This window comes from Haemophilus haemolyticus (genome assembly GCF_003493685.1).
GTDB classification, from domain to species: domain Bacteria; phylum Pseudomonadota; class Gammaproteobacteria; order Enterobacterales; family Pasteurellaceae; genus Haemophilus; species Haemophilus haemolyticus_O.
Genome location: NZ_QQJW01000008.1, coordinates 32301 through 57312, shown reverse-complemented (window position 1 = coordinate 57312; position 25012 = coordinate 32301). Strand labels below are relative to the sequence as shown.

Annotated in this window: 21 protein-coding genes; 5 read left to right on the top strand and 16 right to left on the bottom strand. The window is 37.6% G+C overall.

Translation table 11 applies throughout. The annotated features are described in order from the left end of the window. Positions 1-17: 17 nt before the first annotated feature. Both prc and proQ read right to left on the bottom strand, forming a co-directional pair. Entirely contained in the window at positions 18-2093 is a 2076-nt protein-coding gene (prc, locus tag DV434_RS07400) for a carboxy terminal-processing peptidase (protein WP_118811570.1), read from the bottom strand. A 26-nt stretch (positions 2094-2119) separates the two neighbouring features. Then, the gene (gene proQ / locus DV434_RS07395) at positions 2120-2758 is read right to left on the bottom strand and encodes an RNA chaperone ProQ (RefSeq protein WP_192881498.1); all 639 of its coding nucleotides are present in this window, start codon (positions 2756-2758) and stop codon (positions 2120-2122) included. A gap of 179 nt (positions 2759-2937) precedes the next feature. Between proQ and DV434_RS07390 the strand changes: the two genes are divergently transcribed. Next, the gene (locus tag DV434_RS07390) at positions 2938-4188 is read left to right on the top strand and encodes a PqiA/YebS family transporter subunit (protein ID WP_118785635.1); all 1251 of its coding nucleotides are present in this window, start codon (positions 2938-2940) and stop codon (positions 4186-4188) included. Beyond that, positions 4172-6814 (top strand): PqiB family protein, encoded by a 2643-nt coding sequence (locus DV434_RS07385; RefSeq protein WP_118785634.1) that lies wholly within the window; start codon positions 4172-4174, stop codon positions 6812-6814. The genes DV434_RS07390 and DV434_RS07385 overlap by 17 nt, the downstream gene beginning before the upstream one ends. Positions 6815-6857: 43 nt before the next feature. Here the strand turns inward: DV434_RS07385 and DV434_RS07380 are convergent, their stop codons facing one another. The 3 genes from DV434_RS07380 to lptF all read right to left on the bottom strand — a co-directional run bounded on the left by DV434_RS07380 (position 6858) and on the right by lptF (position 9963). Then, complete coding sequence (locus DV434_RS07380) at positions 6858-7700, bottom strand: patatin-like phospholipase family protein (protein ID WP_192881499.1); 843 nt, start codon at positions 7698-7700, stop codon at positions 6858-6860. 86 nt (positions 7701-7786) lie between these two features. After that, positions 7787-8863, bottom strand: coding sequence for an LPS export ABC transporter permease LptG (gene lptG, locus DV434_RS07375; protein WP_118785633.1), 1077 nt, complete (start codon positions 8861-8863; stop codon positions 7787-7789). A 5-nt stretch (positions 8864-8868) separates the two neighbouring features. Further along, a complete protein-coding gene (gene lptF, locus DV434_RS07370; RefSeq protein ID WP_118785632.1) occupies positions 8869-9963 on the bottom strand; it encodes an LPS export ABC transporter permease LptF in 1095 nt (364 codons plus the stop codon). A gap of 107 nt (positions 9964-10070) precedes the next feature. Here lptF and DV434_RS07365 point away from each other — a divergent pair, with 107 nt between their 5' ends. Continuing rightward, positions 10071-11546 (top strand): leucyl aminopeptidase, encoded by a 1476-nt coding sequence (locus tag DV434_RS07365; protein WP_118785631.1) that lies wholly within the window; start codon positions 10071-10073, stop codon positions 11544-11546. Positions 11547-11581: 35 nt separating this feature from the next. Here DV434_RS07365 and DV434_RS07360 read toward each other — a convergent pair whose 3' ends face one another. From DV434_RS07360 to modA, 4 genes are all read right to left on the bottom strand, one after another. Further along, positions 11582-13609 carry a BCCT family transporter gene (locus DV434_RS07360; protein WP_118785630.1) on the bottom strand — a complete coding sequence of 676 codons (2028 nt, stop codon included), beginning with the start codon at positions 13607-13609 and terminating at the stop codon, positions 11582-11584. Between the two features lie 364 nt (positions 13610-13973). Further along, the gene (gene modC / locus DV434_RS07355) at positions 13974-15029 is read right to left on the bottom strand and encodes a molybdenum ABC transporter ATP-binding protein ModC (protein WP_118808394.1); all 1056 of its coding nucleotides are present in this window, start codon (positions 15027-15029) and stop codon (positions 13974-13976) included. Further along, complete coding sequence (gene modB / locus DV434_RS07350; RefSeq protein WP_180978658.1) at positions 15016-15744, bottom strand: molybdate ABC transporter permease subunit; 729 nt, start codon at positions 15742-15744, stop codon at positions 15016-15018. The genes modC and modB overlap by 14 nt, the downstream gene beginning before the upstream one ends. Positions 15745-15856: 112 nt before the next feature. Continuing rightward, positions 15857-16621, bottom strand: a complete 765-nt coding sequence (gene modA, locus DV434_RS07345; RefSeq protein ID WP_118808393.1) for a molybdate ABC transporter substrate-binding protein — start codon at positions 16619-16621, stop codon at positions 15857-15859. A 137-nt stretch (positions 16622-16758) separates the two neighbouring features. Here modA and DV434_RS07340 point away from each other — a divergent pair, with 137 nt between their 5' ends. Next, the gene (locus DV434_RS07340) at positions 16759-17526 is read left to right on the top strand and encodes a TOBE domain-containing protein (RefSeq protein WP_118811569.1); all 768 of its coding nucleotides are present in this window, start codon (positions 16759-16761) and stop codon (positions 17524-17526) included. 94 nt (positions 17527-17620) lie between these two features. Here DV434_RS07340 and DV434_RS07335 read toward each other — a convergent pair whose 3' ends face one another. From DV434_RS07335 to rsgA, 7 genes are all read right to left on the bottom strand, one after another. Further along, the gene (locus tag DV434_RS07335; RefSeq protein ID WP_118811568.1) at positions 17621-18076 is read right to left on the bottom strand and encodes an NfeD family protein; all 456 of its coding nucleotides are present in this window, start codon (positions 18074-18076) and stop codon (positions 17621-17623) included. Between the two features lie 84 nt (positions 18077-18160). Continuing rightward, complete coding sequence (locus DV434_RS07330; protein WP_005628412.1) at positions 18161-19078, bottom strand: SPFH domain-containing protein; 918 nt, start codon at positions 19076-19078, stop codon at positions 18161-18163. Between the two features lie 79 nt (positions 19079-19157). Beyond that, positions 19158-20357, bottom strand: coding sequence for a mannose-6-phosphate isomerase, class I (manA, locus tag DV434_RS07325; protein WP_118811567.1), 1200 nt, complete (start codon positions 20355-20357; stop codon positions 19158-19160). A gap of 174 nt (positions 20358-20531) precedes the next feature. After that, positions 20532-21032 carry a PTS glucose transporter subunit IIA gene (gene crr, locus DV434_RS07320; RefSeq protein WP_005632596.1) on the bottom strand — a complete coding sequence of 167 codons (501 nt, stop codon included), beginning with the start codon at positions 21030-21032 and terminating at the stop codon, positions 20532-20534. A gap of 60 nt (positions 21033-21092) precedes the next feature. After that, positions 21093-22820: a phosphoenolpyruvate-protein phosphotransferase PtsI gene (ptsI, locus tag DV434_RS07315; protein ID WP_118811566.1), complete on the bottom strand. Its 1728-nt coding sequence runs from the start codon at positions 22818-22820 to the stop codon at positions 21093-21095. Between the two features lie 78 nt (positions 22821-22898). Then, the gene (gene ptsH, locus DV434_RS07310) at positions 22899-23156 is read right to left on the bottom strand and encodes a phosphocarrier protein Hpr (protein ID WP_005628404.1); all 258 of its coding nucleotides are present in this window, start codon (positions 23154-23156) and stop codon (positions 22899-22901) included. Between the two features lie 162 nt (positions 23157-23318). Next, positions 23319-24359, bottom strand: a complete 1041-nt coding sequence (gene rsgA / locus DV434_RS07305; protein ID WP_118785663.1) for a small ribosomal subunit biogenesis GTPase RsgA — start codon at positions 24357-24359, stop codon at positions 23319-23321. Between the two features lie 69 nt (positions 24360-24428). On the opposite strand from rsgA, the gene orn reads away from it, so the two are divergent. Next, positions 24429-24977: an oligoribonuclease gene (gene orn, locus DV434_RS07300; protein WP_118785622.1), complete on the top strand. Its 549-nt coding sequence runs from the start codon at positions 24429-24431 to the stop codon at positions 24975-24977. Positions 24978-25012 lie beyond the last annotated feature (35 nt).

Sequence of the window (25012 nt, the reverse complement as noted above, 5' to 3'; positions counted from 1 at the left end):
GTGCGGTTAAAATAATTTCATTTTTTCTCTTCTACTGTTTCTCTTGGTTTCTGAATTTCTTTACCAATATCCTGTTCGCTCAAATTCAACGTAACAAAATCTGCTGCCATTTTTTCAGCTTCTTTTAAGAAGAAATCTGGTGCTTCATAATCTTTTGGTAAATCATCAATATCCTTTAACGTTTTTTTGCCTTCACGTTTAAAACGTTCATTAATATCTTTTAAACGTCTTGCATCATCCTTATCATTTTCGGCTTTACGTGTTTGATAATTCAACGATAAGAATTTGCGATCACGGCGCTCATTACGAATTTTTAAATCTTCATTCAATGCAACAAATTCAGGATCTTTAGCAATACGCTCAAGATGTTTTTTATTTAATACATCAACATCTTTGCGAGCATTGCCAACTTCTTTATAAGTTGCGGATGGAATTTTATCCCACGGCAATGCATTATCTTCTTTATCTTCACCGTATTCTTTCGCATCGATAATTTCAGGGAAATTAATATCTGCTGCGACACCTTTTAATTGTGTTGAACCACCATTAATTCGATAGAATTTTTGGATGGTATATTGCAATAAACCTAACGGTGTCTGATCCAAATCATACACAAAATTCAAAGGACGACTTTGCTGAACGGTACCTTTACCGTAAGTATTTTGTCCAATAACAATACCGCGATTGTAATCCTGCATTGCCGCTGCAAAAATTTCTGATGCAGAAGCACTGTAACGGTTAATCATGACAAACAAAGGGCCTTTATATTGTTGCTCGGCATCATCATCTTCATGTACACGAATTCGTTGATAAGCATCACGTACTTGCACAACAGGACCATTAGTAATAAACAAACCACTTAAAGCAACCGCTTCTGTTAATGCGCCACCACCGTTCTCACGCAAATCAATAATTAACGCATCGGCTTTTTGTTTCTCTGCTTTAACCAATAATTTTTTAACATCATCAGTTAAACCAATATAGAAACTTGGCACTTTGATTACCGCAATATTTTTACCATCAGATTTATCCATGGTTAATTTTGCGGCTTGATCTTCAATACGCACTTTATCGCGCACTAAAGTAATAATACGGGATTTTCCACCTTTAGACGGCTCAATTTCTAACCGCACTTTTGTGCCTTTTTTACCTTTGATTTTCTCAACAATGTCTTCTAAACGCCAGCCAACGATATCTTCAATTTCACCTGTTGCTTGGCCCACACCAATAATTTTATCTCCTGGATGCAATTTTTTGCTTTTCTCCGCTGGTGCGCCAGGAACAAGTGACTTAATGCTTGTTTCATCATCTTCTGATTGTAACGTTGCCCCAATCCCCTCAAGAGAAAGATTCATACTTTCGTTAAAACTTTTTGCGGTTCTTGGTGCAAGATAGCTGGTATGTGGATCAATTTCGCGAGCAAATGCATTTAAATAAGTTTGAAGAATGTCATCTGCCTTTGTTTGAGTTAAACGGCGAATTGCCAAATTATAACGTTTGGTAAGTTTTGACTTAATTTCAGACCATTTTTTATCTTTTAATTTAAGATTGATAATGTCATTTTTTACTCGTTCTTCCCAAAGTTTGTTGGCTTCCTCTTCGTTTTTCGGAAATGCCGCTTTTTCACGATCAATTTCAATTTGATCCTGTCCATTCAAATCAGGCTCTTTATCTAATAAAGACAATGCATAAGCATAACGTTCATAACGACGCTTCATCATTACATTATAAATATCAAAAGCAGCAGAAAGATCACCTTGATTTAACTGGTCATCCAACTTAGCGCCATATTTTTGACGAAGTTCATCTACATCAGATTGCAAAAAGGTGTTATGGCTAAAATCAATATTTTTAATATAACGATCAAAAATCTTCTCAGAAAAAGCATCATCCAATGAGATTTTTCGATAATGCGATTGGGTTAATCGAGTCGTTGCACGCTTAGTTGCCAACTGATTCGCGTCGCTTGCTGTTGGAATAGTAATATCGCTCAGTTTTAATTTAGGCTGCACAGCAAAAGCAGGCACAGAGCCGATTAACAATGCCGATAACAATGCGCGAGTAATCACATTTTTTGAAATATTAGATCTCATAACCTTTCCCGAGTAGAATTAAATCATTATGCAAATAAACGATCTGCAGCTACGCTCATAACCAAACCGTTTTCAAGCTCAACACGAGCTGAATCTTTTAGAACTTCCACTACTGTTGCTTTTTTCGCATGATCACCAGCTTTCACTTTCACCACAGAACCAACAGAAATTTGTGAAAAATCAACCGCACTTAATGACGGCTTATTGAAATGTTTAGTATTTTTATTTGCAGGTTTACGTGGGCGTTGTTTTTGTTGTGCTTTTTTCGCTGCAGCCTCAGCTTTACGTTTTTCAGCAACACGCGCTTTAGCATCTGCAAGCTGTTGAGCTGCATGGGCTACATGTTCCGCTTCTAACACGCCGGCTGGATTACCTTGTAAATCTACGCGCACTGCACCTTCGCGACAACCATGTAAATAACGCCAATTTGATGTGTATTGACGAAGAGCCTGACGCAACTGAGTTTTGCTTACACGCTCATCATCTTGTAATGCATCCGCTAAATCTTGGAACAGACCAATTTTTAATGGTTTTGCTTCGCCTTCTAAAATAAAGCAAAGTGGGAATTTTTCAGCCAAATACGCAATAATATCTTTTGTATTGGTTAATTTTTGTGAATTTACTTGCGCATCAACTACCTGAACGCTAGATTGAGAATCAGTCATGTTAATTATCCTAAGGTAAATATAAACCGACTTAGTTTATCGCACTTTTTACAAAATTTACAATGAATCAAAACATAGTGAATAAATTTCGCACAAAAATAGTCAAGATCACTTCACATTCAAGCTGAAACAAGGCTAAAATGCGCCGTTTTTAACAATTGAATAAAAGATAATCTTTCGTGCAAGAATCAAACCTCACACAAAAATCATTTCAAATTATAAAATGCGAAGAATGTGATGCTAGTGTAACGACACCTTTAATATTAAATAAAGATGAACAAGCTGAATGTCCACGTTGTCATCACCATTTAGCGACAGGTGGACGCTGGTCTGTTCATCGTTGCGCGATGGTTGCTTTATCTATCCTTATTTTGATGCCATTTGCCCTGGGGTATCCCCTATTAAGTCTTCATTTATTAGGTATAAAAATTGATGCTTCTATTTGGGAAGGTATTTGGAAAATGTCAGTGGCAGGCTATGAATATACTGCTTTTATGGTGTTTATCTGTGCCGTCGTGATGCCAATTACCTTTGCAATTTTAGTCATCATGCTCTGGATTGCAAAAATTTTGCATATTAAACCACGTAGTATTTTGCTTTTTTTAGGTTATATAAAACCTTGGGTGATGTTTGATGTGTATTTAGTCGCGCTAGGCGTGACAATGTTCAAAGTGCGTGAATATGCAACACTGGAAATTAATGTTTACTTAATTCCCTTTATTTTTACCGCACTTTTGACAACCCTACTTTTTATCAAATTAAACCTTAAAGCATTGTGGAAAGAGTTTTATCCAGAAAATGAACCCGCTTATGATGCAAACAACATTGAATTATGTGATGCTTGTAACTATACATTTTCAAAAAATGGTATTTATTACGATAAAAGGAACAACCCACGGTGTCCGCGCTGTTTATCGCCTGTTCATATTTCAGATAATATTAAGTTACAACGCACCTGGGCAAGTTTAATTGCTGGGATTATTATGCTTTTTCCAGCAAATTTATTACCCATATCAGGCATTTATTTAACAGGTTTGCTCTCTGAAGATACATTAATATCTGGTGTAATTTCTTTTGTGAACATGGGCAGTTATTTTGTTGCTTTCGTGGTATTCTTTGCGAGTATTTTTGTCCCAATCAGTAAAGCTGCAATTTTACTTTACTTACTAAGTTGTGTTCATTTTAAATGGCGGCACTCTATAAAATGGCAAATACGTTTATTGCATATTGTGCATTTCGTTGGACGCTGGTCGATGCTCGATTTATTTGTATTAGCCTTAATGATGTCTCTAGTAACACGCGGTGAAATTATTAATTTTACCGTTGGTCCCGGCGCATTTTACTTCGGCGCTGCCGTATTTTGCAGCATGATTTCAACCTCACAATTTGATAGTCGATTAATTTGGAAAATTTATGACAGAGAAAAATAGTTCTTCAATGAAAGATCAACATACAGAAATGACAGCGGCAGTTCGAAAAACTCGTCGTATTTCTCCATTTTGGTTACTTCCCTTCATTGCATTATGTATTGGAGCAATTTTATTCTTCCAAATTGTTAAGGAACGTGGCACAAGCATCACGATTACCTTTACCAATGGTTCCGGTATCGTTGCGGATAAAACACAAGTTCGCTACCAAGGTTTACAAATTGGTGTGGTGAAAAAAGTAAATTTCACAGATAACATGCAAAAAGTGGAAGTTGTTGCCAATATCAATCCTGAAGCGTCAAGTATTTTGCGTGAAAATACAAAATTCTGGCTTGTTCAACCAAATGTTTCACTTGCAGGAATTTCAGGTTTAGATTCTCTCGTATCAGGCAATTACATCACTCTTCAACCAGGTGATGGCGATCGAGAAGACGAATTTATTGCGGAAGAACAAGGCCCCATTGCGCAAGTTTCGCCAGGAGATTTGTTGATCCACTTAATTTCTGATGATTTAGGCTCGATTTCTATCGGAGCGTCCGTCTATTTTAAAAAATTACCTGTGGGAAAAATTTACGATTACCGCATTAACAAAGACAATAAAGTAGAAATAGATGTGGTGATTGATAAAGCCTATGCACAGTTTGTGAAAAAAGATTCACGTTTTTGGAACATTAGTGGCATTAACGCTAACATTAGCCCATCTGGCCTAAATTTAAATGTAGAAAGTTTAAATGCGGTTGTACAAGGTGCCGTTTCTTTCGACTCTCCAGCTGACAGCCCAAAGGCAGATGAAAATAGCCATTTCACGCTCTATACCAATTTAAAAGCGGCAAAACGTGGAATTGAAGTCAACGTAAATATCCCAGCATCTGCTGGTCTCATTGCAGGACAGACCGAAGTTTATTCTCAAGATAATCCTATCGGGATTCTTTCTAAAATAAGTGCGGTTGAAAATAACGATGAAATTTTAGAAGGCAGTTTATTGATAGATCCAAACCAAGCCTCTTTATTTAAAGCGAATAGCAAAATCGTACTTCGCAATAAAAAAACGGATCTTGGTAATTTAGCAGATCCCAAAAAATTCTTTCGTAGCGAATATTTTGATGTCATTGCTGGAGATGGTGAAACTAAGCATCAATTTGATGTCATTAAAGAAAATGAGTTATTACTCAATGCACCTAATACATTAGTTTTAACACTCACCGCACCAGAAAATTATGGTGTAAGTGAAGGTCAAAATGTGTTTTATAACAACATGCCAATCGGACAAATTGTTTCACAAAAAGTGGATATAAATGGCGTACAATTTAAGGCAGCAATTGCATCCGAATATCGCAATTTAATTCACGAAAATACACAATTTGTCGCAGCAACCAACTTTGATATCAGCGTTGGATTAGACGGATTGCGTTTTGAATCCGCGACACCAGAAAAATGGTTACAAGGTGGCGTAAGAGTACTAACGAAACAAGGTCAGGGAAAAGCTAAAGATAGCTATCCGCTTTATCAAAATATTAGCAATGCTGAACATGGCATCATAGGAAATATTCTTACTCCAACGATAACCTTACAAACCCAAACGTTACCAAGCATTGATAAAGGCTCTCTCGTACTATATCGTCAATTTGAAGTGGGAAAAATTTTAAATATTAAACCTAAAACCAATAGCTTTGATGTAGAAGTTTATATTTACCCTGCCTATCAACATTTGTTAACAGATAAAAGCCGTTTTTGGGTAGAAAGTGCGGCTAAAATTGATATCACACCTAAAGGTATTAGCATTCAAGCAACGCCACTTGCACGTTCCTTAAAGGGTGCGATTAGCTTTGATAATAGTGGTTCGGGCAATAATCGAATACTTTACGCCAATGAAAGTTATGCAAAATCCATCGGACTTGCAATCACCTTAACGGCAGATGATGCAACCAATCTTAGCAAAGGGATGAGTCTGCGCTATTTGGGTTTAGACGTGGGGCAAATTGACAGTATTCAGCTTGATACCAAATCTAAACGCATCACTGCAAAAGCGTTAATCAACCCGAATTATATGAATATGATTGCAAAAGAAGGTTCTAACTTTACGATTATCTCACCACAAATTTCAGCAGGTGGAATAGATAACCTTGATAGCTTATTACAGCCTTATATCGATATTGAAATTGGGAATGGTAAAGCAAAAACACAATTCAATTTAGTTCAAACAGCACCACAACGTAATAAATTTAGTAATGGTACACCATTTATTTTAGAAACACGTAATGCCATGAATTTAAGTGAAAGTTCACCAATTCTTTATCGAGGCGTAGAAGTAGGTATAGTGAAAAAATTTGAGCTTAACACTCTTGGTGATCGCGTCTTAGTGCATATCGCAATCATGCCGAAATATAGTCATCTTGTTCGACAAAATACAGAGTTTTGGATTGCATCAGGTTATGACTTCACCTTAGGCTGGAAAGGTGCGGCATTTAATACAGGAAGTGTTCAACAGTTGCTAAAAGGTGGTATTTCTTTCTCCACACCAGCAGAAAAAGAAATTCAACCACAGGCGCAGCCAAACAAACGTTTCTTACTTCAGATAAAACGCCCTGAAGAAGTGCAAACTTGGGGAAGCGGCGCGTTACCACAATAAATAAAAAATGGATTAAACGGTAAAAGGTTTAATCCATTTTTTATTATCGATTTAAATAGTCCAATAAATTTTTCCACTGTAATTGCATATCTTTTATACCCAACTCATACATTGCCTGCAATTTATTGGGATCTTTTTCAATACGCTTAATCTTCAAATCAACAGAAGGTCGAATAACAAAAATATCGCCTTTTTCTGCTAGCTTAATCACATTTTCAACTTGTCGATTATACATGGCATAACGCTGATTTACGGCATCTGCAAAATGTGGATAACGTCGATAAAACCATTTGGCAATCCAAGTCATTGGCTTAGATTTTCTATAATCTAAAGTGCGGGTAAGAATAACAATGATTTTATCGTATCCTAGCTTCTGCATTTGTTCGACAGGAATAGAATCCGCAATGGCACCATCCAAATAAGGAATCCCGTCTATCTCAACAGGACGAGAAACATAAGGCATAGCGGAAGTAGCACGCAACACCTCCATTTGGACCAAAGGATCTATTAATTTGACATATTCCGCTTGTGCAGTTTGTAAATTAGTTACAGCCACATAAAAATCGATATCTGATTCTTTAAACGTTTTATTATCAAACACATCATATTTGAAAGGTACTTCATAAAAAGCAAAATCTTTATTCACGATATTGCCTGTGCTCACCAAACTTTTAAAACTGATATAACGCTTATCTGATATAAATTTCTTGTTGTAACGAATTGCACGCCCTTTTTGCCGAGAAGGATAATTAACACCAAACAATGCACCTGCGGAAACAGAAATGATACCATCAACCCAAAAATCTTTATCTAAGAAGGTATCTAGTACACCCGAGGTGTACATGCCTCGCATCGCCCCACCTTCTAATACCAAGCCAATTTTCATTGATTTTTTAACTTCTTCCATTTGAAAACAACACATAAAAATATTGCGTGCCATTTCTGAACACACAATTATTTAAACAATCTGGATTAATCCCGTTTCCGACTCAGCAGCCACCAAATCATCACAATAAATAGCAAACTTGGCATTAGCGCACCGAAAACAGCAGGCATGTTATAAACAACGCTCATTTGCCCGAAAATTTCATTTACTACATAGAACAAAAAGCCAAAACAAATGCCCGTTACAATTCTAGCTCCCGCTGTCACACTGCGTAGCGATCCAAAAATAAAAGATAACGCTAATAACATCATTACGCCAACAGATACAGGTTGAAAAATTTTCCGCCAGAATGTGAGTTCAAAGCGACTCACATCCTGACCTGTTTCACGTAAAAATGAAATGTAATTATACAAACCTGAAATAGACAATGATGTAGGACGTAAAGAAACCGCGCCTAATTTATCTGGCGTTAAATTTGTTTCCCATTTTTCCGATAAGCGATTACTTGTCGTGATTTCATCTTTGCTAATCATAGAATGGTTCACTTGACGTAAAGTCCATTTACTTTCATCTTCCGAATAACTTGCTTGATTAGCATGTTTCAACTCCGTCAAATTACGATTCTGATCAAAAGTATAAATATAAATATCGTTTAATTTTGCGTCATCCGTCACACGTCGAACAAAAACAAAATTATTACCATCTTTTGCCCAAACCCCATTTTTCATGGAAAGCATTGAACCACCAGAAAGCGCTCGAGCACGCATATCACGTGCGAACTGTTCTGTTTGCGGAATCCCCCACTCACCAATCACCATGGTTAATAAAACTAACGGTAATGCGGTTTTCATCACTGCCATACCAATTTTAAAACGAGAAAATCCAGCGGCTTGCATCACAACGAGTTCACTTCGACTTGCAAGGTTGCCCAAAGCCATTAGCGCACCAAGCAATGCTGCCATGGGAAAGAAAGTTTCGATATCTTTTGGAATGGTTAAGCCAGTAAAAACCACCGCTTGCCAAATATCATAAGTACCTTTACCCACACTACGAAATTGTTCCACAAATTTGATAATGGCAGAAAGTCCAACCAATGTAAGCAAAGTAGCAAAAATTGATCCAAGAATACTTTTTCCAATATAACGATCGAGGGTATTCATCATTTTGCTTATCCTTTTCTACTGAATAAATGGCGGAATTTATACATTACCGTGCTATCCCAACCGTTTAACACGATACCAAGCAACAAAAAGCCAATATTAACAAGAGGCATAAAAATAGCAGCCTCTAATTTTCCTGCTGCCCCCGCAGATTTAAAAGAACTTTGTAATAAAAAATAAATTAAATAGAGTAAAAGTGCGGGTAAAATTTTGGCAAATCTACCTTGTCGCGGATTTACACGACTTAACGGAACAGCAATTAACGCCATTAGTGGAACAGCTAGGATCAATGTTATACGCCAATGCAATTCTGATTTCGCAGAAGGAGAGTCTAAAGCGATAAGTTGAAACAACGTTAATTCCGCTACTTCACCATTCGTATTTTCTGTTTCCTGATGACCTAAATAGGCTTGATATTCATCAAAATGCGTAATGCGGAAATCAGGCAAAACAGACGTGCCTTCAACTCGTTGCGTATTTTGTAAATTCAGAATTTGATCGCCATTTGGCAGCGCTTTTAATTCGCCTTTTTCAGCAGTCACAACTGACGGTTTCGTTTGTCCTTTTGGTGCCGTTTGGAACAAATACACGTCATTAATTTGATTTCTCTTGATACTATCAATAAATAAAACAAAATTGTTGTTATTCGTTGCTATAAACTGACCAGAAGCAAGCGCCCCCATTGTTGGATTCGCTTTCGCATCTTCCACAATTGCAGCTTGTTTTTGAATTGACCAAGGCGAAAGCCACAAGACGTTATAAGCAGCAAGTCCCGCAGTAATCAATGAAAGCATTAACGCCACACGCACTAAAACACGCTGCCCGACACCACAAGCACGCATCACCGTTATTTCACTTTCAGCGTAAAGACGACCAAAAGTCAGTAAAATCGCAATAAACAAACATAATGGCAACATTAATTGCGCCATAGCAGGCATGCCTAGCCCAAGCAAGGAAAATACCAAGTCAGCTGGCACTTTACCATTAGCCGCAGATCCAAGTACGCGTACTAACTGCTGAGAGAAAAATATCAGCAATAAAATGAACAAAATGGCGACTTGGCTCTTAAATACTTCTTTCGTTAAATATCGAATTAAAATCATCTTATTTCGTTTGTTTTTCTAAATCTAAAACGGGGGAAAACTGGATAAAATCGGTCGCGTATGATACCTTATTTTCGCTGAATTAAACAGAAATTTAAGGACATCAAATGAAATATCAAGCAAAAAACACCGCACTTTCTCAAGCCGGTGATTGCATTGTTTTAGGCGTATATGAGAACAATGAATTTTCAAAAAGTTTCCATGAAATCGATCAATTAACCCAAGGCTATTTAAACGATTTACTGAAATCAGGTGAGCTAACTGGCAAATTAGCCCAAACTGTTTTACTTCGTGATCTTCAAGGTCTGACTGCTAAACGCGTATTAATCGTTGGCTGTGGCAAAAAAGGAGAACTCACGGAGCGTCAATATAAACAAATCATCCAAGCTGTATTAAAAAACTTAAAAGAAACCAACACACGTGAAGTCGTTTCTTATTTAACTGAAATTGAATTAAAAGATCGTGATCTTTACTGGAATATTCGCTTTGCCATTGAAACAATTGAACACACCAATTATCAATTTGATCATTTCAAATCTCAAAAAGCGGAAGCCTCTGTTTTAGAATCCTTCATCTTTAATACGGATTGTGATCAAGCACAACAAGCCATTGCTCATGCCAATGCGATTAGCTCAGGTATAAAAGCAGCACGCAACATCGCAAATATGCCACCAAATATTTGTAATCCAGCTTATCTTGCTGAGCAAGCAAAAAATTTAGCAGAAAATTCTACCGCACTTTCTTTGAAAGTTGTGGATGAAGAAGAAATGTCAAAACTTGGAATGAATGCTTATCTTGCCGTCTCAAAAGGCTCTGAAAACCGTGCTTATATGTCTATTTTGACATTCAATAATGCACCAGATAAAGACGCCAAACCCATTGTACTTGTAGGCAAAGGATTAACCTTTGATGCAGGCGGTATTTCACTTAAACCTGCCGCTGACATGGATGAAATGAAATATGACATGTGTGGTGCAGCCTCTGTCTTCGGCACTATGAAAGCTATTGCAGAGTTGAATTTGCCATTAAACGTTATTGGTGTTTTAACTGGTTGTGAAAATCTGCCTGATGGCAATGCTTATCGCCCAGGCGATATTCTCACTACCATGAACGGTTTAACCGTAGAAGTGCTCAACACCGATGCGGAAGGTCGCTTAGTCCTTTGTGATGCACTTACTTATGTTGAACGTTTTGAACCGGAGCTTGTGATTGATGTTGCAACCTTGACGGGGGCTTGTGTAGTTGCCCTTGGTCAACACAACAGTGGCTTAGTTTCTACAGATAACGATCTTGCCAATGCACTACTCCAAGCCGCAACAGAAACCACTGACAAAGCCTGGCGTTTACCATTAAGCGAAGAATATCAAGAGCAACTGAAATCACCTTTCGCCGATCTTGCCAACATTGGCGGACGCTGGGGTGGCGCAATTACTGCTGGCGCATTTTTGTCTAACTTCACGAAAAAATATCGCTGGGCACATTTAGACATTGCAGGTACAGCTTGGCTACAAGGCGCAAATAAAGGCGCAACTGGCCGCCCTGTTTCGCTATTAACCCAATTTTTGATTAATCAGGTTAAATAACCACAAAACTGGCACACGTTGCACCTTTAAATCGATTACTCTGCTAGTTCGGTTTGCTCATGTGCCATTAACTCTTGCCCCACATCATCAAGCAAACTTAGATAACGTTCATATTGTTTCAACATATCTGCAATCAATTCATCTTGATCCATATATTGAACATCGTAACCGACTCGTCCATCAAAAAAATAAGTGTAAGGTTCATAAGTAGTGCTATGCTGAATGTGCGGTAAATTTTCATCGTTAATTAATTGCTCTGACACTTCTCGCCCAACAGATTTAATACCATACATAAAATCTCGCATTGATTCTTTATGAATTACCAATTCCAAAGCTGGCTCTTCTTGTTCAAATAATGTATTGATTTCTACACTTAAATTATATTTTCCTCTTAATTCTTGACGTAATTCTCGCATAGCGGGTAACGCCGTATTTTTAAGAAAACGTAAAATATCTTTCTCTTGCGTTTGGTTCATCATTTGCTCTAAATGTGATTTCCATTTATCGCCGCTCCAGAAAATGCTAGTTGGATTGACTTTAGTAGAAAAATATTTTTTATCCGCAATTAAGCCTTTCCATAAACTAAAACACATTACCAACATCAATAAAGCAAAAGGCAAGGCAACAATTAATGTCATTGTTTGCAAATTAGCAAGTCCACCAGACTGCATAAGCACAATTGCAACAACTGACATCAAAGTGCCCCACATTATCGCTTGCCACGCAGGCGAAGCTAAACTTTTATCACGAGATGCAATGTTATTTAACACATAAATGCCTGAATCCGCTGAAGTGATAAAAAACAATGAAATCACTAATAAACTCACAAAGCCTGTTACTGTTGGCAAAGGCAGATAATTTAAAAATTTAAATAATAAAATTTCTGGAGAAGAAATAAATTCGCCAAGCCCGCCCGCAGCAATGCCATCATTTAGCCATACTGCTGTATTACCAAAAACAGTAAACCATAAAATACCAAATAAACTTGGAATAACTAATACGCCAAAAATAAATTCACGGATAGTTCGTCCTTTAGAAATACGGGCAATAAATAGCCCCACAAACGGAGCCCAAGAACACCACCAAGCCCAATAAAGCACAGTCCATCCACTAAACCAGCTAGTATGTTCTTGTTCATAAGCATAGGTTTTAAAACTGAGTTGCACTAAATTGCTGAAATAATTCCCCATATTGTCGCTAAATGCAGATAAAAGGTATAACGTAGGGCCTGCAATTAAAACAAAAAGAAGTAAACAAAATGCTAAAGTTAAGTTAATTTCACTTAATATTTTCACGCCTTTTCCAACACCAGAAATAGCAGAAAACACCGCTAAACACATCACCACAACAATAACGCCAACTTGTAAAGCAAAGCTGTTCTGGCTTATCCAACCTATTTGTTCAAGCCCTGCACCAAGCTGTGATGAACCGAAACCTAATGTGGTAATAATCCCAAATAATGTGGCAAGTAACGCCATAACATCAATCGCATCGCCAATTTTTCCATTAATACGATCTTTTAATAAAGGATAAAAACAAGAGCGCAATGCTAAAGGTAATTTATAACGAAACCCAAAATAAGCTAATGCTAAAGCAATGGTGCCATATACTGCCCAAGCGTGAATGCCCCAATGGAACAGAGTGTGAAGTAAAGCCTCTTGTTGCTTATGTTCTGCAGAACCTGCTGTAATGTCAGAAAGATAATGGGTTAATGGTTCTGCTACGCCAAAAAACATCAACCCCACCCCCATTCCAGCGGCAAATAACATCGCAAGCCAAGATAAGAAACTAAATTCAGGTTCTTCTTCATCCTGCCCTAGTTTTATATTGCCAAGACTACTTACTGATAAAATTAATAAAAATCCTAAAAACACTGAAAAAGTGAGTACATAAAACCAACTAAAATTGGCAAAAATGCTGGTTTTAGCTTGATTCAATAATGCTTGAGTTTGTGCTGGGGCAATTAAAATCATCGCCATAAGTAACAACACAAAAAATAATGTAACGCCAATTACCAAAGGATTAAATGACGTTCGATTTTTCATAAATTGAAATAAAAACAAACTTTTCTCCTTAAAAATTAAGTGAGTAAATTAAAAATTAGATTTTATAAATGTTGCCTAAAAGCAAAAGTGTGTAATGGAACCACTACAAATGACAGCACATAGAAGTGCGATTTTGAAGGAAACGTTCAGTAGGAATTGAAGGTTTGTTTCCTAAAAGCTAATACATAATAACAAAATGTATCTATTATTTCAAATTAGTGAAGATTTGTTTAAAAGTGCGGTGAACAATCAAATATTTTTCTTTATATAATTTTCTAAAATAAATCTTGATAAAGAGAAGGTTAGGATGAACTTTATTAAAATAGAATATTTATTTAATAAAAAACCGCACTTGGAGAAAAACAAAGTGCGGTCATTTTTACTACATCACCGACACCGCTTTAATTTGAACATAAACATCCTGCCCAATAGAAAAACGCAGTTCATTTTGCGCCCATTTACTGATACTTGCCCAAATCTTATGTCCATCCACCAGCACTGCAATATCCACTCGAGAATCTTGTATCTCAATTTGTGCAACTTGGCCACGTAAAATATTACGAATACTTGTTTGTTCTGGATTTTGCAGTGTAATAGAAACATCTGAACTATAAATACAAACTCGCACTCGCTCGCCTACATTCGCAAGCACTTGATGAATCCAAAGCGCTTGTTCGCCTAAGGAAAGTGCGGTCATTTTATAAGGTGGATTATGCAAATGAACGGGAAAGGAAAGTACACTACTCTGTTCGCTTTCCCCTTTCCAAGGAGCAAAAATAGGACTATTCCAAATTTTTTCTACGCTGTCATAGGCTTTCACAATGCCATTTTCCATCAGCACAACACGATCAGCTAAACGCAACAGTTCATCCAAGCTATGTGTAACATATAAAATCGGAATATTAATTTCTTTAGAAAGACGTTCCAAATATTGCATTAGCTCGCGTTTACGGGGAACATCAAGGGCAGAAAGTGGTTCGTCCATCAGTAAAATGTCGGGCTCAGCCAACAATGCTCGACCGATTGCTACACGCTGCTTCTCACCACCAGAAAGCGTGAGCGGATAACGCTTTAATAAGTGAGTAATCCCGAGAAGATCGACAATATAATTAAAATCATCTTGCGAGACATTTTTCATGCCATATCGCAAATTTCCTTTTACAGTATAGTGAGGAAATAAGCGCGCATCTTGGAATACATAGCCAATTTTACGCAAGTGGGTCGGTAACGATTCTTGGGTTTCCATATCCACTAAAGTGCGGTCATTTAAACGGATGAATCCTTCGTCTGGTTGTATCAAGCCACTCACGAGATTAATCAACGATGTTTTGCCTGAGCCAGACAAACCGAAAATAGCGGTTACACCTTGATCTGGCACTTGTATATTCGCTTGCAAGGCAAGTTGCCCGAGCTGTTTTTTCACATTAATCTGCAACATTTCCTTGTCCTAATTTTTTCTGCATTCGCTTGCTCAACCACTCTGACAATAGCAAAGAAATCAATGAAAGAATGATAGCAAATAAACATAAGCGAGCAGTTTGTTCTTCTGCTCCTGGTGTTTGAATAAAAGAATACATCGCAAGTGGAATCGTTTGAGTTTCGCCTGCAATGTTCGACACAAAGGTTATAGTCGCCCCAAATTCCCCTAATGATCGAGCAAAACCAAGAACCATCCCAGCTAAAACTCCTGGTAAAGAAAGCGGCAAGGTTATTGTAAAAAATACACGCCAAGCGGAGGCACCGAGTGTTTGCGCAGCTTGCTCCAATTTAATATCAATATTTTCTAAAGAAAGTCGAATCGCACGAACAACCAATGGAAAGGCAACCACTGCAGAGGAAAGCACCGCACCCTTCCAACTAAAACCAAAAGATAAGCCAAACCACTGATATAAATACTTGCCAATGAAACCATTGCGCCCCATTGCCACAAGTAATAGATAACCGATAACCACAGGTGGCAACACTAAAGGCAAATGAATCACGCCAGTAATCAGGGATTTGCCATAGAAGTTTTTGCGCGCTAAAAGCCACGCAACAAAAATGGCTAACGGCAAACTCCAAAGCATAGAACTGACGGCGACACTCAGGCTTAAATTAATCGCTGAGATTTCCATTGGCGTCAAATTGAAAAATGAAAAAAATTGGGTCAGCAAAATGAATAGCCTCTGTTTAAATGCCTGATTAATGGGAAAAATCCCACATTTACGAGAGATATAATAACAAAGGGAAGAAATATCCGCCCTTCATGACTATTAAGATTCTATCTTATTTTGCAGAGAAACCATACCCTACAAGCACTTTCTTCGCAGCATCTGATTCTAAATATTTCAAGAAGTCACGAGAATCCGTATTATCGTGACCTTTTACAATAGAAACAGGATAAACAACTGGTTTATGACTATCCGCTGGGAAAACCGCAACCGTTTTAACTTGTTGGCTCACTTTTGAGTCAGTGCTGTACACAATACCGTAAGGTGCTTCTGCACGTTCAACTAAAGCCAATGCACCACGCACATCTTTAGCACGCGCTAAACGATCTTGCACTTTATCCCATAAATTTAATTTGGTTAATGCTTCTTCTGCATATTGGCCAGCAGGTACGTGCGCAGGATCGCCAACAGATAAATAGCTATCTTTTAATGCATTGATCCATTCACCTTTTGCAATATCCACAGAATTTACCGCACTTTTTGCTGGTGCGATTAAGACTAAATCATTACCCACTAAAACTTTTTCGGTTTCTTTTACGGTTAAATCTTTTTCAGAAAGATATTTCATCCATTTATTGCTTGCAGATACAAAAATATCCGCTGGCGCGCCTTCTTCAACTTGTTTTGCTAAAGTTGAAGAAGAAGCGAAAGAAAACACTACTTCATTTTTCGGATTTTGTTTTGCGTAATCTTTTGCAACTTGTTGTAAAGCATCCGTCATTGAAGCAGCTGCAAATACAGTCACTTTAGCGGATGCCGCAAAAGAAAAGCCTAATCCTGCGATTAAAAGTGCGGTTGAAATTTTAGTTAATTTTTTCATGAATCATCTCCTATGATAGAACGTTATTTACTTAATTATATATTGAAATAAATAACAATCATATAGCAAAAGAAAAATTATTTAGTAAAATATATAACGCTTAGGCTTACCACTTAGGATTACTTAAGGACAGCAAAATGAAAAACACCGAAATTTTACTCACCATTAAACTTCAACAAGCACTTTTTATCGATCCAAAACGAGTTCGTTTACTCAAAGAAATTCAACAATGCGGTTCGATTAATCAGGCCGCTAAAAACGCAAAAGTGAGTTATAAAAGTGCGTGGGATCATTTAGAAGCGATGAATAAAATCAGCCCTCGCCCATTGCTGGAACGAAATACAGGTGGAAAAAATGGCGGAGGCACGGTGCTTACCACTTATGCCGAGCGTTTGCTACAGCTTTATGATTTATTAGAACGTACGCAAGAACACGCTTTTCATATCCTACAAGATGAATCTGTGCCGTTAGATAGTTTACTCACGGCAACCGCACGTTTTTCTTTACAAAGTAGCGCACGCAATCAATTTTTTGGGCGAGTGGCACAACAGAGAATTATTGACGCCCGTTGTGTTGTGGATGTGAATGTGCAAGGATTACCAACACCGTTGCAAGTTTCTATTACCACAAAAAGCTCAGCTCGTTTGAAACTCATCACGGAAAAAGAAGTGATGCTGATGTTCAAAGCCCCTTGGGTAAAAATCAGTGAACAACCATTAGGAAATCAACCGAATCAGTTCCCTGTAAATATCAAATCACTAAATGAAGAAGAAGCCATCCTTCAATTTGCTGACAGCGACATTGAATTTTGTGCCACTGTCAACCAGCCAAATCAATGGCAAATAGGGCAACAGGTTTGGATTCATATTGATCAAGAGCAAATTATTTTAGCGACACTAGGTTAATCCCAAAGTTCGGTAAATTTTGGAAGATCATTTTGATCATACACAAAAAGACAGGCTTGATGCCTGTCTTTTTGTTATTAATAAAAATCCTAAACTAATTAGAAATATTTTTTACAATTAGCGTAATGCCATCCACACGTTCAACTTCAATCAATGCGCCAACCGTGAGATTATCGCCTTGAATACGCCAAGTTGTATCACCAAAAGCACCTCGACCAATTCCATTTTCGCCAAAATCTTGAACAATGCCCTGCTTACCAAGTAAGGCATGATCACGTTGATTTAATGTTGAATGAGATTGATCATGGCGATCTTTACCATGTTGATATTTCCACCAAATCACAGAAAGTATACAAGCTAATAGCGCATAAAAAATAGCAAGTGAGGCAAGGGAAAGGCTTAGAAAAAGAAATTGTACAAATGCCGTCACTAAAGCAGCCAATCCCCACCATAGCAAAAATATCCCAGGTGTAAGCACTTCACCAATAAGCAAACTAAAGCCTAAAATCAGCCAGTGCCAAAGTGTCCAATTTATTAACCAGTCCGCCATAGATTCTCCTATTTGTTGTAAGGGCTTTTTATTACAAAAGCGCGGTGATAAACGATTAAAAAAATCACCGCACTTTATGCTCAATTAAGATTTTTTATCGCCCTTTAATAACTCAGCAATACCTGCAACAGAACCAATTAAATTGCCTGCTTCTAATGGCATAAGCACGACTTTACTGTTGCCTGAACTACCGATTTCTTTCAATGCTTCCGTGTATTTTTGTGCAATAAAGTAGTTAATCGCTTTGGTATCACCACTGGTAATTGCTTCTGATACCATTTGCGTTGCTTTTGCTTCTGCTTCTGCGGCTCGTTCTCGGGCTTCAGCTTGTAAAAAGGCTTCTTGTCGCTCCCCTTCCGCTTTTAAAATTCGAGCTTGTTTTTCACCTTCAGCACGAAGAATCTGAGCTTGGCGAATCCCTTCAGCCTCTAATACTTCAGCACGTTTATTGCGTTCCGCTTTCATTTGAGCATTCATAGAATCAATCAATTCACGAGGCGGACGAACATCACGAATTTCAATACGGGTTACTTTAATCCCCCATGGATTTGTCGCTTCATCCACAATAGCCAATAATCGACTATTAATAGAATCACGTTGGGAAAGCATTTCATCAAGCTCCATCGAGCCAAGTACAGTTCGAATATTTGTCATGGTTAAATTAATGATAGCTTGTTCCAAATGGTTCACTTCATAAGCCGCACTTCGGGCATCAATCACTTGCACAAAACAAACCGCATCAATAGAAACATTAGCGTTATCTTTAGAAATCACTTCTTGGGAAGGAATATCTAAAACTTGTTCCATCATATTAATTTTACGACCAATACGATCAACAAAAGGCACCACTAAATTTAGCCCAGGCATTAATGTTCTTGTGTAACGACCAAAACGTTCGATTGTCCAGTTATAGCCTTGTGGTACGGTTTTCACTGTAGAAAACAAAATTAATGCGACTAATATCACAAAAATCAATGTGGAAATAGCGAATCCATCAAGCATATTTTTCTCCTTTATTGGATAGATTGAATAAAAAGTCTATCAAATCCCCCCGCACTTTTATAGCCTATTTTGTATAAAATTAAGGCAATTTTGCTACCACTGCATAGCCTTCAATTAAGCCTTCCACTTCATAAGCCGCACCTGCAGTAATGAAAGCTGCCTCGCCTTGTTTCAAAGAAAGTGCGGTCGTTTCTGAGCGTAAATTTAATTGGCCATTCATCACCAATAAAATACTCACACTTTGTGCTTTTAAATGATGAGTTTCACCACATTCATATTGAATATTTTGCAAAGCGAAATCTTGCGCAGGCGTAGCATAAGTAAATATACGCGCGTCTTGAGGTGCTGACGGGATAATTTTAGGCTCTACTTCACGACAATCTACAATTTTAAGCAATTCAGGAATATCGACATATTTAGGCGTTAAACCACCACGAATTACATTATCTGAACAAGCCATCAGTTCAATATTTTGCCCACGTAAATAAGCGTGCGGAATGCCAGCATCTTGGTAAATTCCCTCACCTTTTTTGAGATGAACAATATTAAACAAATAGAAGCAGATTAAACCAGCATCTAATTTATCTAAAGAAATATTCATCGCATCAATGGCGTAAAGTACCCAATAATCTGGATTAGTTAAATCCAGCTTATTAGCCTCATAAGCTGCTTGATTCTCTAATAGAATTGGAGCAAGCCATTGGTGTAATTGAGCTTGTTCTGCTTGCATAATATCGGCATAGAAAGCGTGTAAATCTTGTTCATGCAATTTTTTTGCAAGCGGGACTAAAGATGATCGTGCCTCTAAAGTTTCGATAATATCCGATTTATTTTTAAAACCATGCAACAACCAGAAATCAGATAAAGCAATCATCATTTCAGGTTTATGATTGTTATCTTTATAAGTACGTGTTGATGCTTTTAACTCAATGCCTTTCGCATTTTCTTTCGCAAATCCTATTTCAGCTTGCGTTTTTGTTGGATGAAGTTGAATAGAAAGAGGTTGGGCGACATCAAGAATTTTTAATAAATAGGGTAATTCATCACCAAAACTTGCTCGGCTTTGTGCGCCAAGTGCGGTAGGATTTTTATGTAAAAATTCAGTAAGTAATACATGTTTACCATCGACTTCAATGGTTGAAGGCGCAGAATTATGAGTGCCTAACCACCATTCAGCGTAATATTGATTTTCTTCCGCAGGAATATTCACCAATTGAGGAATATATTGATTGCCGCCCCAAACATAGTTTTGGAGAGAGCCAGTAAGTTTATAGATCATTGCTTATTTCCATTTTAACTAGCGTAACCGTGGGTAAGTATACCCACGGTTAGTTATAGTAGTTCCTCTTTGAAGAACCTTAAACTACCCCAACGGGGTAGCACTTAGATTACCCTAGGTAACTAAAATAAATAAAAAATCCGCACAAAGGCGGACTTTTTTATCGTAAACAAATTATTTTTTTAAGGCTAATACCACTGACTCTCCAGCGACCACTTCACCTGATTTTTTCACGATGCAAGAAATTTCATCCATATTTGAAATCACGATTGGTGTTAATACAGATTTTGCTTTTGATTCTAATAAAGGAAGATCAAATTCAATCACGGTATCACCACGCTTAACCGATTGACCTTCTTGCGCAATACGAGTAAAGCCTTCACCTTTCAGCTCAACGGTATCAATACCAAAGTGTACAAATAATTCTACCCCTTCTTTTGATTCCATTGAGAAAGCATGGTTGGTTTCAAAAATTTTACCAATCACACCATCCACTGGCGCAACGATTTTGTTACCGGTAGGACGAATAGCAACACCATCACCCACGATTTTTTCAGAGAAAACTACATCGGGAACATCTTCAATATTTACAATCTCACCAGAGATAGGCGCATAAATTTCAACTTCCACAGATTTGTTTTCTTTTGAACCGAATAACTTGTCAAATAAGCCCATTTTAATCTCCTATCAATTCATAGATGGCTGTTATTTTAACGTAAAATCAAACAATTTTGTTTAATTTAATGCATTTTCCGCCAAAAATTCTTCGATTAACTGCTCAATTTCCGAAGCGGTCGGTTTTTGTAATGCGGCATTAGCAAGGGCTTTTGCATCTTGGAAATTCACATTACGGATTAATTTTTTAATTCGAGGTACGGAAATAGCACTCATACTAAATTCATCTAATCCCATACCAAGTAACAATAAGGTTGCACGTTCATCACCGGCTAATTCACCGCACATTCCCGTCCATTTACCCTCTGCGTGAGAAGCATCAATCACTTGTTTAATTAAACTAAGCACAGATGGCTGCATCGGATTGTAAAGATGAGAAATTAACTCATTGCCTCGATCCACCGCCAAAGTATATTGGGTTAAATCGTTAGTACCGATACTGAAGAAATCTACTTCTTTTGCTAAGAATTTTGCATTTACAGCAGCGGACGGTGTTTCAACCATTACACCCACTTGGATATGCTCATCAAAAGCTTTGCCTTCTGCACGTAATTCTGCTTTTAATGTTTCAATAACCGCTTTTAATTCTCGAATTTCTTCTACAGAAATAATCATCGGGAACATCACCGCCAATTTACCAAACGCTGAAGCACGCAACACCGCGCGTAATTGTGCATTTAAAATTTCACGACGATCTAAGGCAATGCGAATCGCACGCCATCCCAAGAATGGATTCATTTCTTTTGGTAAATCTAAATATGGAAGCTCTTTATCACCACCAATATCCATAGTACGAAGCACGGTTAAACGCCCGTTCATTGCTTCTACAACTTCTTTGTAGGCGATGAATTGTTCTTCTTCCGTCGGAAGCTGTTCACGATCCATAAATAAGAATTCAGTTCGGTATAAACCGATACCTTCTGCACCATTACGATCTGCCCCTTCACAATCACGGATTGTCCCGATATTCGCGACCACATCAACTTTATGTCCATCCAAGGTGATTGCGGGAAGATCTTTTAATTTAGCTAACTCGGCTTTTTCCTGAGAAATTTTAGCTTCAAGTGTTTTTAATTCATCAATCTGAGATTGTGTTGGATTGATATAAACTTGATTATTTATCGCATCTAAAATTAAGTAATCACCTGTATTGACTAATTCGGTCACATTATTTGTGCCTACAATCGCTGGTAATTCTAAAGAACGCGCCATAATAGAAGTATGAGACGTTCTACCACCAATATCAGTGACAACCCCTAATACTTTTTCAAGATTAAGTTGGGCAGTTTCTGATGGAGTCAGATCATAAGCAACAAGAATTGATTCTTCTTGAATATCGCCAAGATCTACTATGTACATACCCAAAATATTTTTAATTAAACGGTTACCAATATCACGAATATCGCCAGCACGCTCTTTCAAATATTCATCATCGATCTCCGACAACATTGTGACTTGTTGATCAATAATTTTGCTCGCTGCAACTGCGGCATTAACTTTATTTGAACGAAGATAATCAAGAATTTCTTCTTCTAATTCTTCATCCTCAAGAATCATCAAGTGACCTTCAAAGATTGCAGCTTTTTCTTCGCCTAAAGAAATTAATGCACGCTCTCTGATTGAATTAAGTTGTTCCACCGCCGCGCTACGTCCTTCGTAAAATCGAGCGACTTCTGCGTCAATTTGATCATCAGTAATTTTTTGTGTATCAAGAACAATCTTTTCTTCTTTAAGAACAAGTGCCTTACCAAAGGCAATACCAGGTGATGCGAGAATACCAGAAATCATAGATACCTTCCGAAATAATTAAAAAGGAATAGATAAACAATAGCCATAAAATTTCACAATTTTATGGCTAAGTAAGAATTATTCTAAAGTTGGAATCAAAGCGACTAAATGCTCAACTGCCTGCTGCTCATCTTCGCCTTCAGCAGAAATGGTGATCACCGTACCCTGTGTTAAACCTAGCGTTTGTAGCTTAAACAAACTTTTTGCACTTGCGCTCTTACCAGCAGATGTTACTGTGATATCAGAAGAAAATGCTTTCGCTTCTTTCACAAATTGTGCTGCAGGACGAGTGTGTAAGCCGTTTGGCGCAGTGATTTCAACATCTTTTGAGTACATAATGCTACCTCTACTAAATAATAGTTAAAAAAAATACAAAGATAAAATCCGCCTTAGTATCCTTGTTCAAAAGCGAATAATCAAGAATAAACACTAAAAAAATTGAATTAGATCATAAAAAAACGCAGGATTTGTTTATTTATCATCCAGCTTGCGCAATCGTTAAACTGCTGAAAAATGACGTTGTGATTTTGTTTCACTTAAACTTTCAATTAATCGATGATAATTATCATAACGAACAGGCGAAATCTTGCCTTGCTCGACGGCTTCACGTAACGCACACCCTGGATCGCTCAAATGTTTACAATCACGGAATTTACAGGTGCCCAAAACATATTGAAATTCTCGATAGCCTTTTGTGATTTGCTCCGCATCTAAATGCCAAAGCCCAAATTCTCTAATTCCCGGTGAATCAATTAAATTACCGCCTTGTGGCAAATGATACAGACGCGATGAGGTCGTGGTATGCTGTCCTAAGCCTGATGTTTCACTCACATCCCCTACTTGAGCATTTACGCTAGGCAAAATGTGATTAATTAAACTCGATTTACCAACGCCAGATTGCCCAACAAAAATCGCGGTGCCTTGTGCCAAAAGTGCGGTCAATTTTTCCATATTTTCACCGCTCTTTGCTGAAATCATTAAAATTTCATAGCCAATATCTTGGTAAATTTTAAGTTGTTCTTCAATTTCTTGACGCTGTTCTTGCGCCAATAAATCCACTTTATTCAAAACAATGAGAGGCGTAATTCCCGCAATTTCACACACAACAAGATAACGATCGATAATATTTAAGGAAAGCGTTGGCAACACCGCTGATACAATAATAATACGATCAATATTCGCTGCAATGGGTTTCAAACCATCGTAATAATCTGGGCGGGAAATTTCATTTTCTCGAGGGTGAATCGCCTCAATCACGCCACTCACACCTTGCAATTGTTCATTGCCTTTACGCCAAACGACTTTATCTCCCACCACCAAACTCGACAATGTACGGCGCAAATTACAACGATAAATTTCGCCTTGTTCATTTTCAACATCTGCGTGAATAGAATAACGTGTGACCACAACGCCTTCTTGTGATTCGCCCAGTATTTCATCTGACCATTCAATGTCTTTTTTCTTATGGCGATGCAATGTTTTCGCATTATTCGATTGAATTCTTCGAGTTTGGTTTTGAGTTAATTTACGTTTAGCCATAAAAGTGCGGTCGTTTTTTCCCTTGTTTTTGGTAAAATGAAGAAAATTTTGCATAGGATACCTGATATTATGCCATTCGATAAACAAAATCTTATTTGGATTGATTTAGAAATGACCGGTTTAGATCCGGAAAAAGAACGTATTATTGAAATTGCCACTATTGTGACAGATAAAAATTTAAATATTTTGGCAGAGGGTCCAGTATTAGCGGTTCATCAATCAGATGAATTACTCAATAAAATGAATGAGTGGTGTCAAAAAACACATAGTGAAAATGGCTTAATTGAACGCGTAAAAGCCAGCAAACTTACCGAACGTGCAGCAGAATTACAAACCTTAGACTTTTTAAAAAAATGGGTGCCAAAAGGTGCGTCGCCAATTTGCGGTAATAGTATTGCCCAAGATAAACGCTTCTTAGTGAAATATATGCCTGATTTAGCCGATTATTTTCATTATCGCCATTTAGACGTAAGCACATTAAAAGAACTTGCGGCACGTTGGAAACCTGAAATTTTAGACGGCTTCAAAAAAGAGAATACGCATTTGGCGCTAGATGACATTCGAGAATCTATTAAAGAGCTGGCTTATTATCGCGAATATTTCATGAAATTAGATTGACGAAAACTTCAACAAAAAATTTCTTTTTATGAAAT

Bases quoted from the DNA above. Each gene is read 5' to 3' on its own strand.
- DV434_RS07330 (WP_005628412.1), bottom strand. From the start codon at position 19,078: ATGCTTGATGGATTCGCTATTTCCACATTGATTTTTGTGATATTAGTC.
- ptsI (WP_118811566.1), bottom strand. From the start codon at position 22,820: ATGATTTCTGGTATTCTCGCATCACCTGGTATTGCCTTTGGTAAGGCA.
- DV434_RS07365 (WP_118785631.1), top strand. From the start codon at position 10,071: ATGAAATATCAAGCAAAAAACACCGCACTTTCTCAAGCCGGTGATTGC.
- lptG (WP_118785633.1), bottom strand. From the start codon at position 8,863: ATGATGAATACCCTCGATCGTTATATTGGAAAAAGTATTCTTGGATCA.
- crr (WP_005632596.1), bottom strand. From the start codon at position 21,032: ATGGGCTTATTTGACAAGTTATTCGGTTCAAAAGAAAACAAATCTGTG.
- lptF (WP_118785632.1), bottom strand. From the start codon at position 9,963: ATGATTTTAATTCGATATTTAACGAAAGAAGTATTTAAGAGCCAAGTC.
- ptsH (WP_005628404.1), bottom strand. From the start codon at position 23,156: ATGTACTCAAAAGATGTTGAAATCACTGCGCCAAACGGCTTACACACT.
- modA (WP_118808393.1), bottom strand. From the start codon at position 16,621: ATGAAAAAATTAACTAAAATTTCAACCGCACTTTTAATCGCAGGATTA.
- modC (WP_118808394.1), bottom strand. From the start codon at position 15,029: ATGTTGCAGATTAATGTGAAAAAACAGCTCGGGCAACTTGCCTTGCAA.
- prc (WP_118811570.1), bottom strand. From the start codon at position 2,093: ATGAGATCTAATATTTCAAAAAATGTGATTACTCGCGCATTGTTATCG.
- manA (WP_118811567.1), bottom strand. From the start codon at position 20,357: ATGATCTATAAACTTACTGGCTCTCTCCAAAACTATGTTTGGGGCGGC.
- DV434_RS07340 (WP_118811569.1), top strand. From the start codon at position 16,759: ATGAAAAACACCGAAATTTTACTCACCATTAAACTTCAACAAGCACTT.
- DV434_RS07385 (WP_118785634.1), top strand. From the start codon at position 4,172: ATGACAGAGAAAAATAGTTCTTCAATGAAAGATCAACATACAGAAATG.
- DV434_RS07335 (WP_118811568.1), bottom strand. From the start codon at position 18,076: ATGGCGGACTGGTTAATAAATTGGACACTTTGGCACTGGCTGATTTTA.
- orn (WP_118785622.1), top strand. From the start codon at position 24,429: ATGCCATTCGATAAACAAAATCTTATTTGGATTGATTTAGAAATGACC.
- DV434_RS07380 (WP_192881499.1), bottom strand. From the start codon at position 7,700: ATGAAAATTGGCTTGGTATTAGAAGGTGGGGCGATGCGAGGCATGTAC.
- proQ (WP_192881498.1), bottom strand. From the start codon at position 2,758: ATGACTGATTCTCAATCTAGCGTTCAGGTAGTTGATGCGCAAGTAAAT.
- rsgA (WP_118785663.1), bottom strand. From the start codon at position 24,359: ATGGCTAAACGTAAATTAACTCAAAACCAAACTCGAAGAATTCAATCG.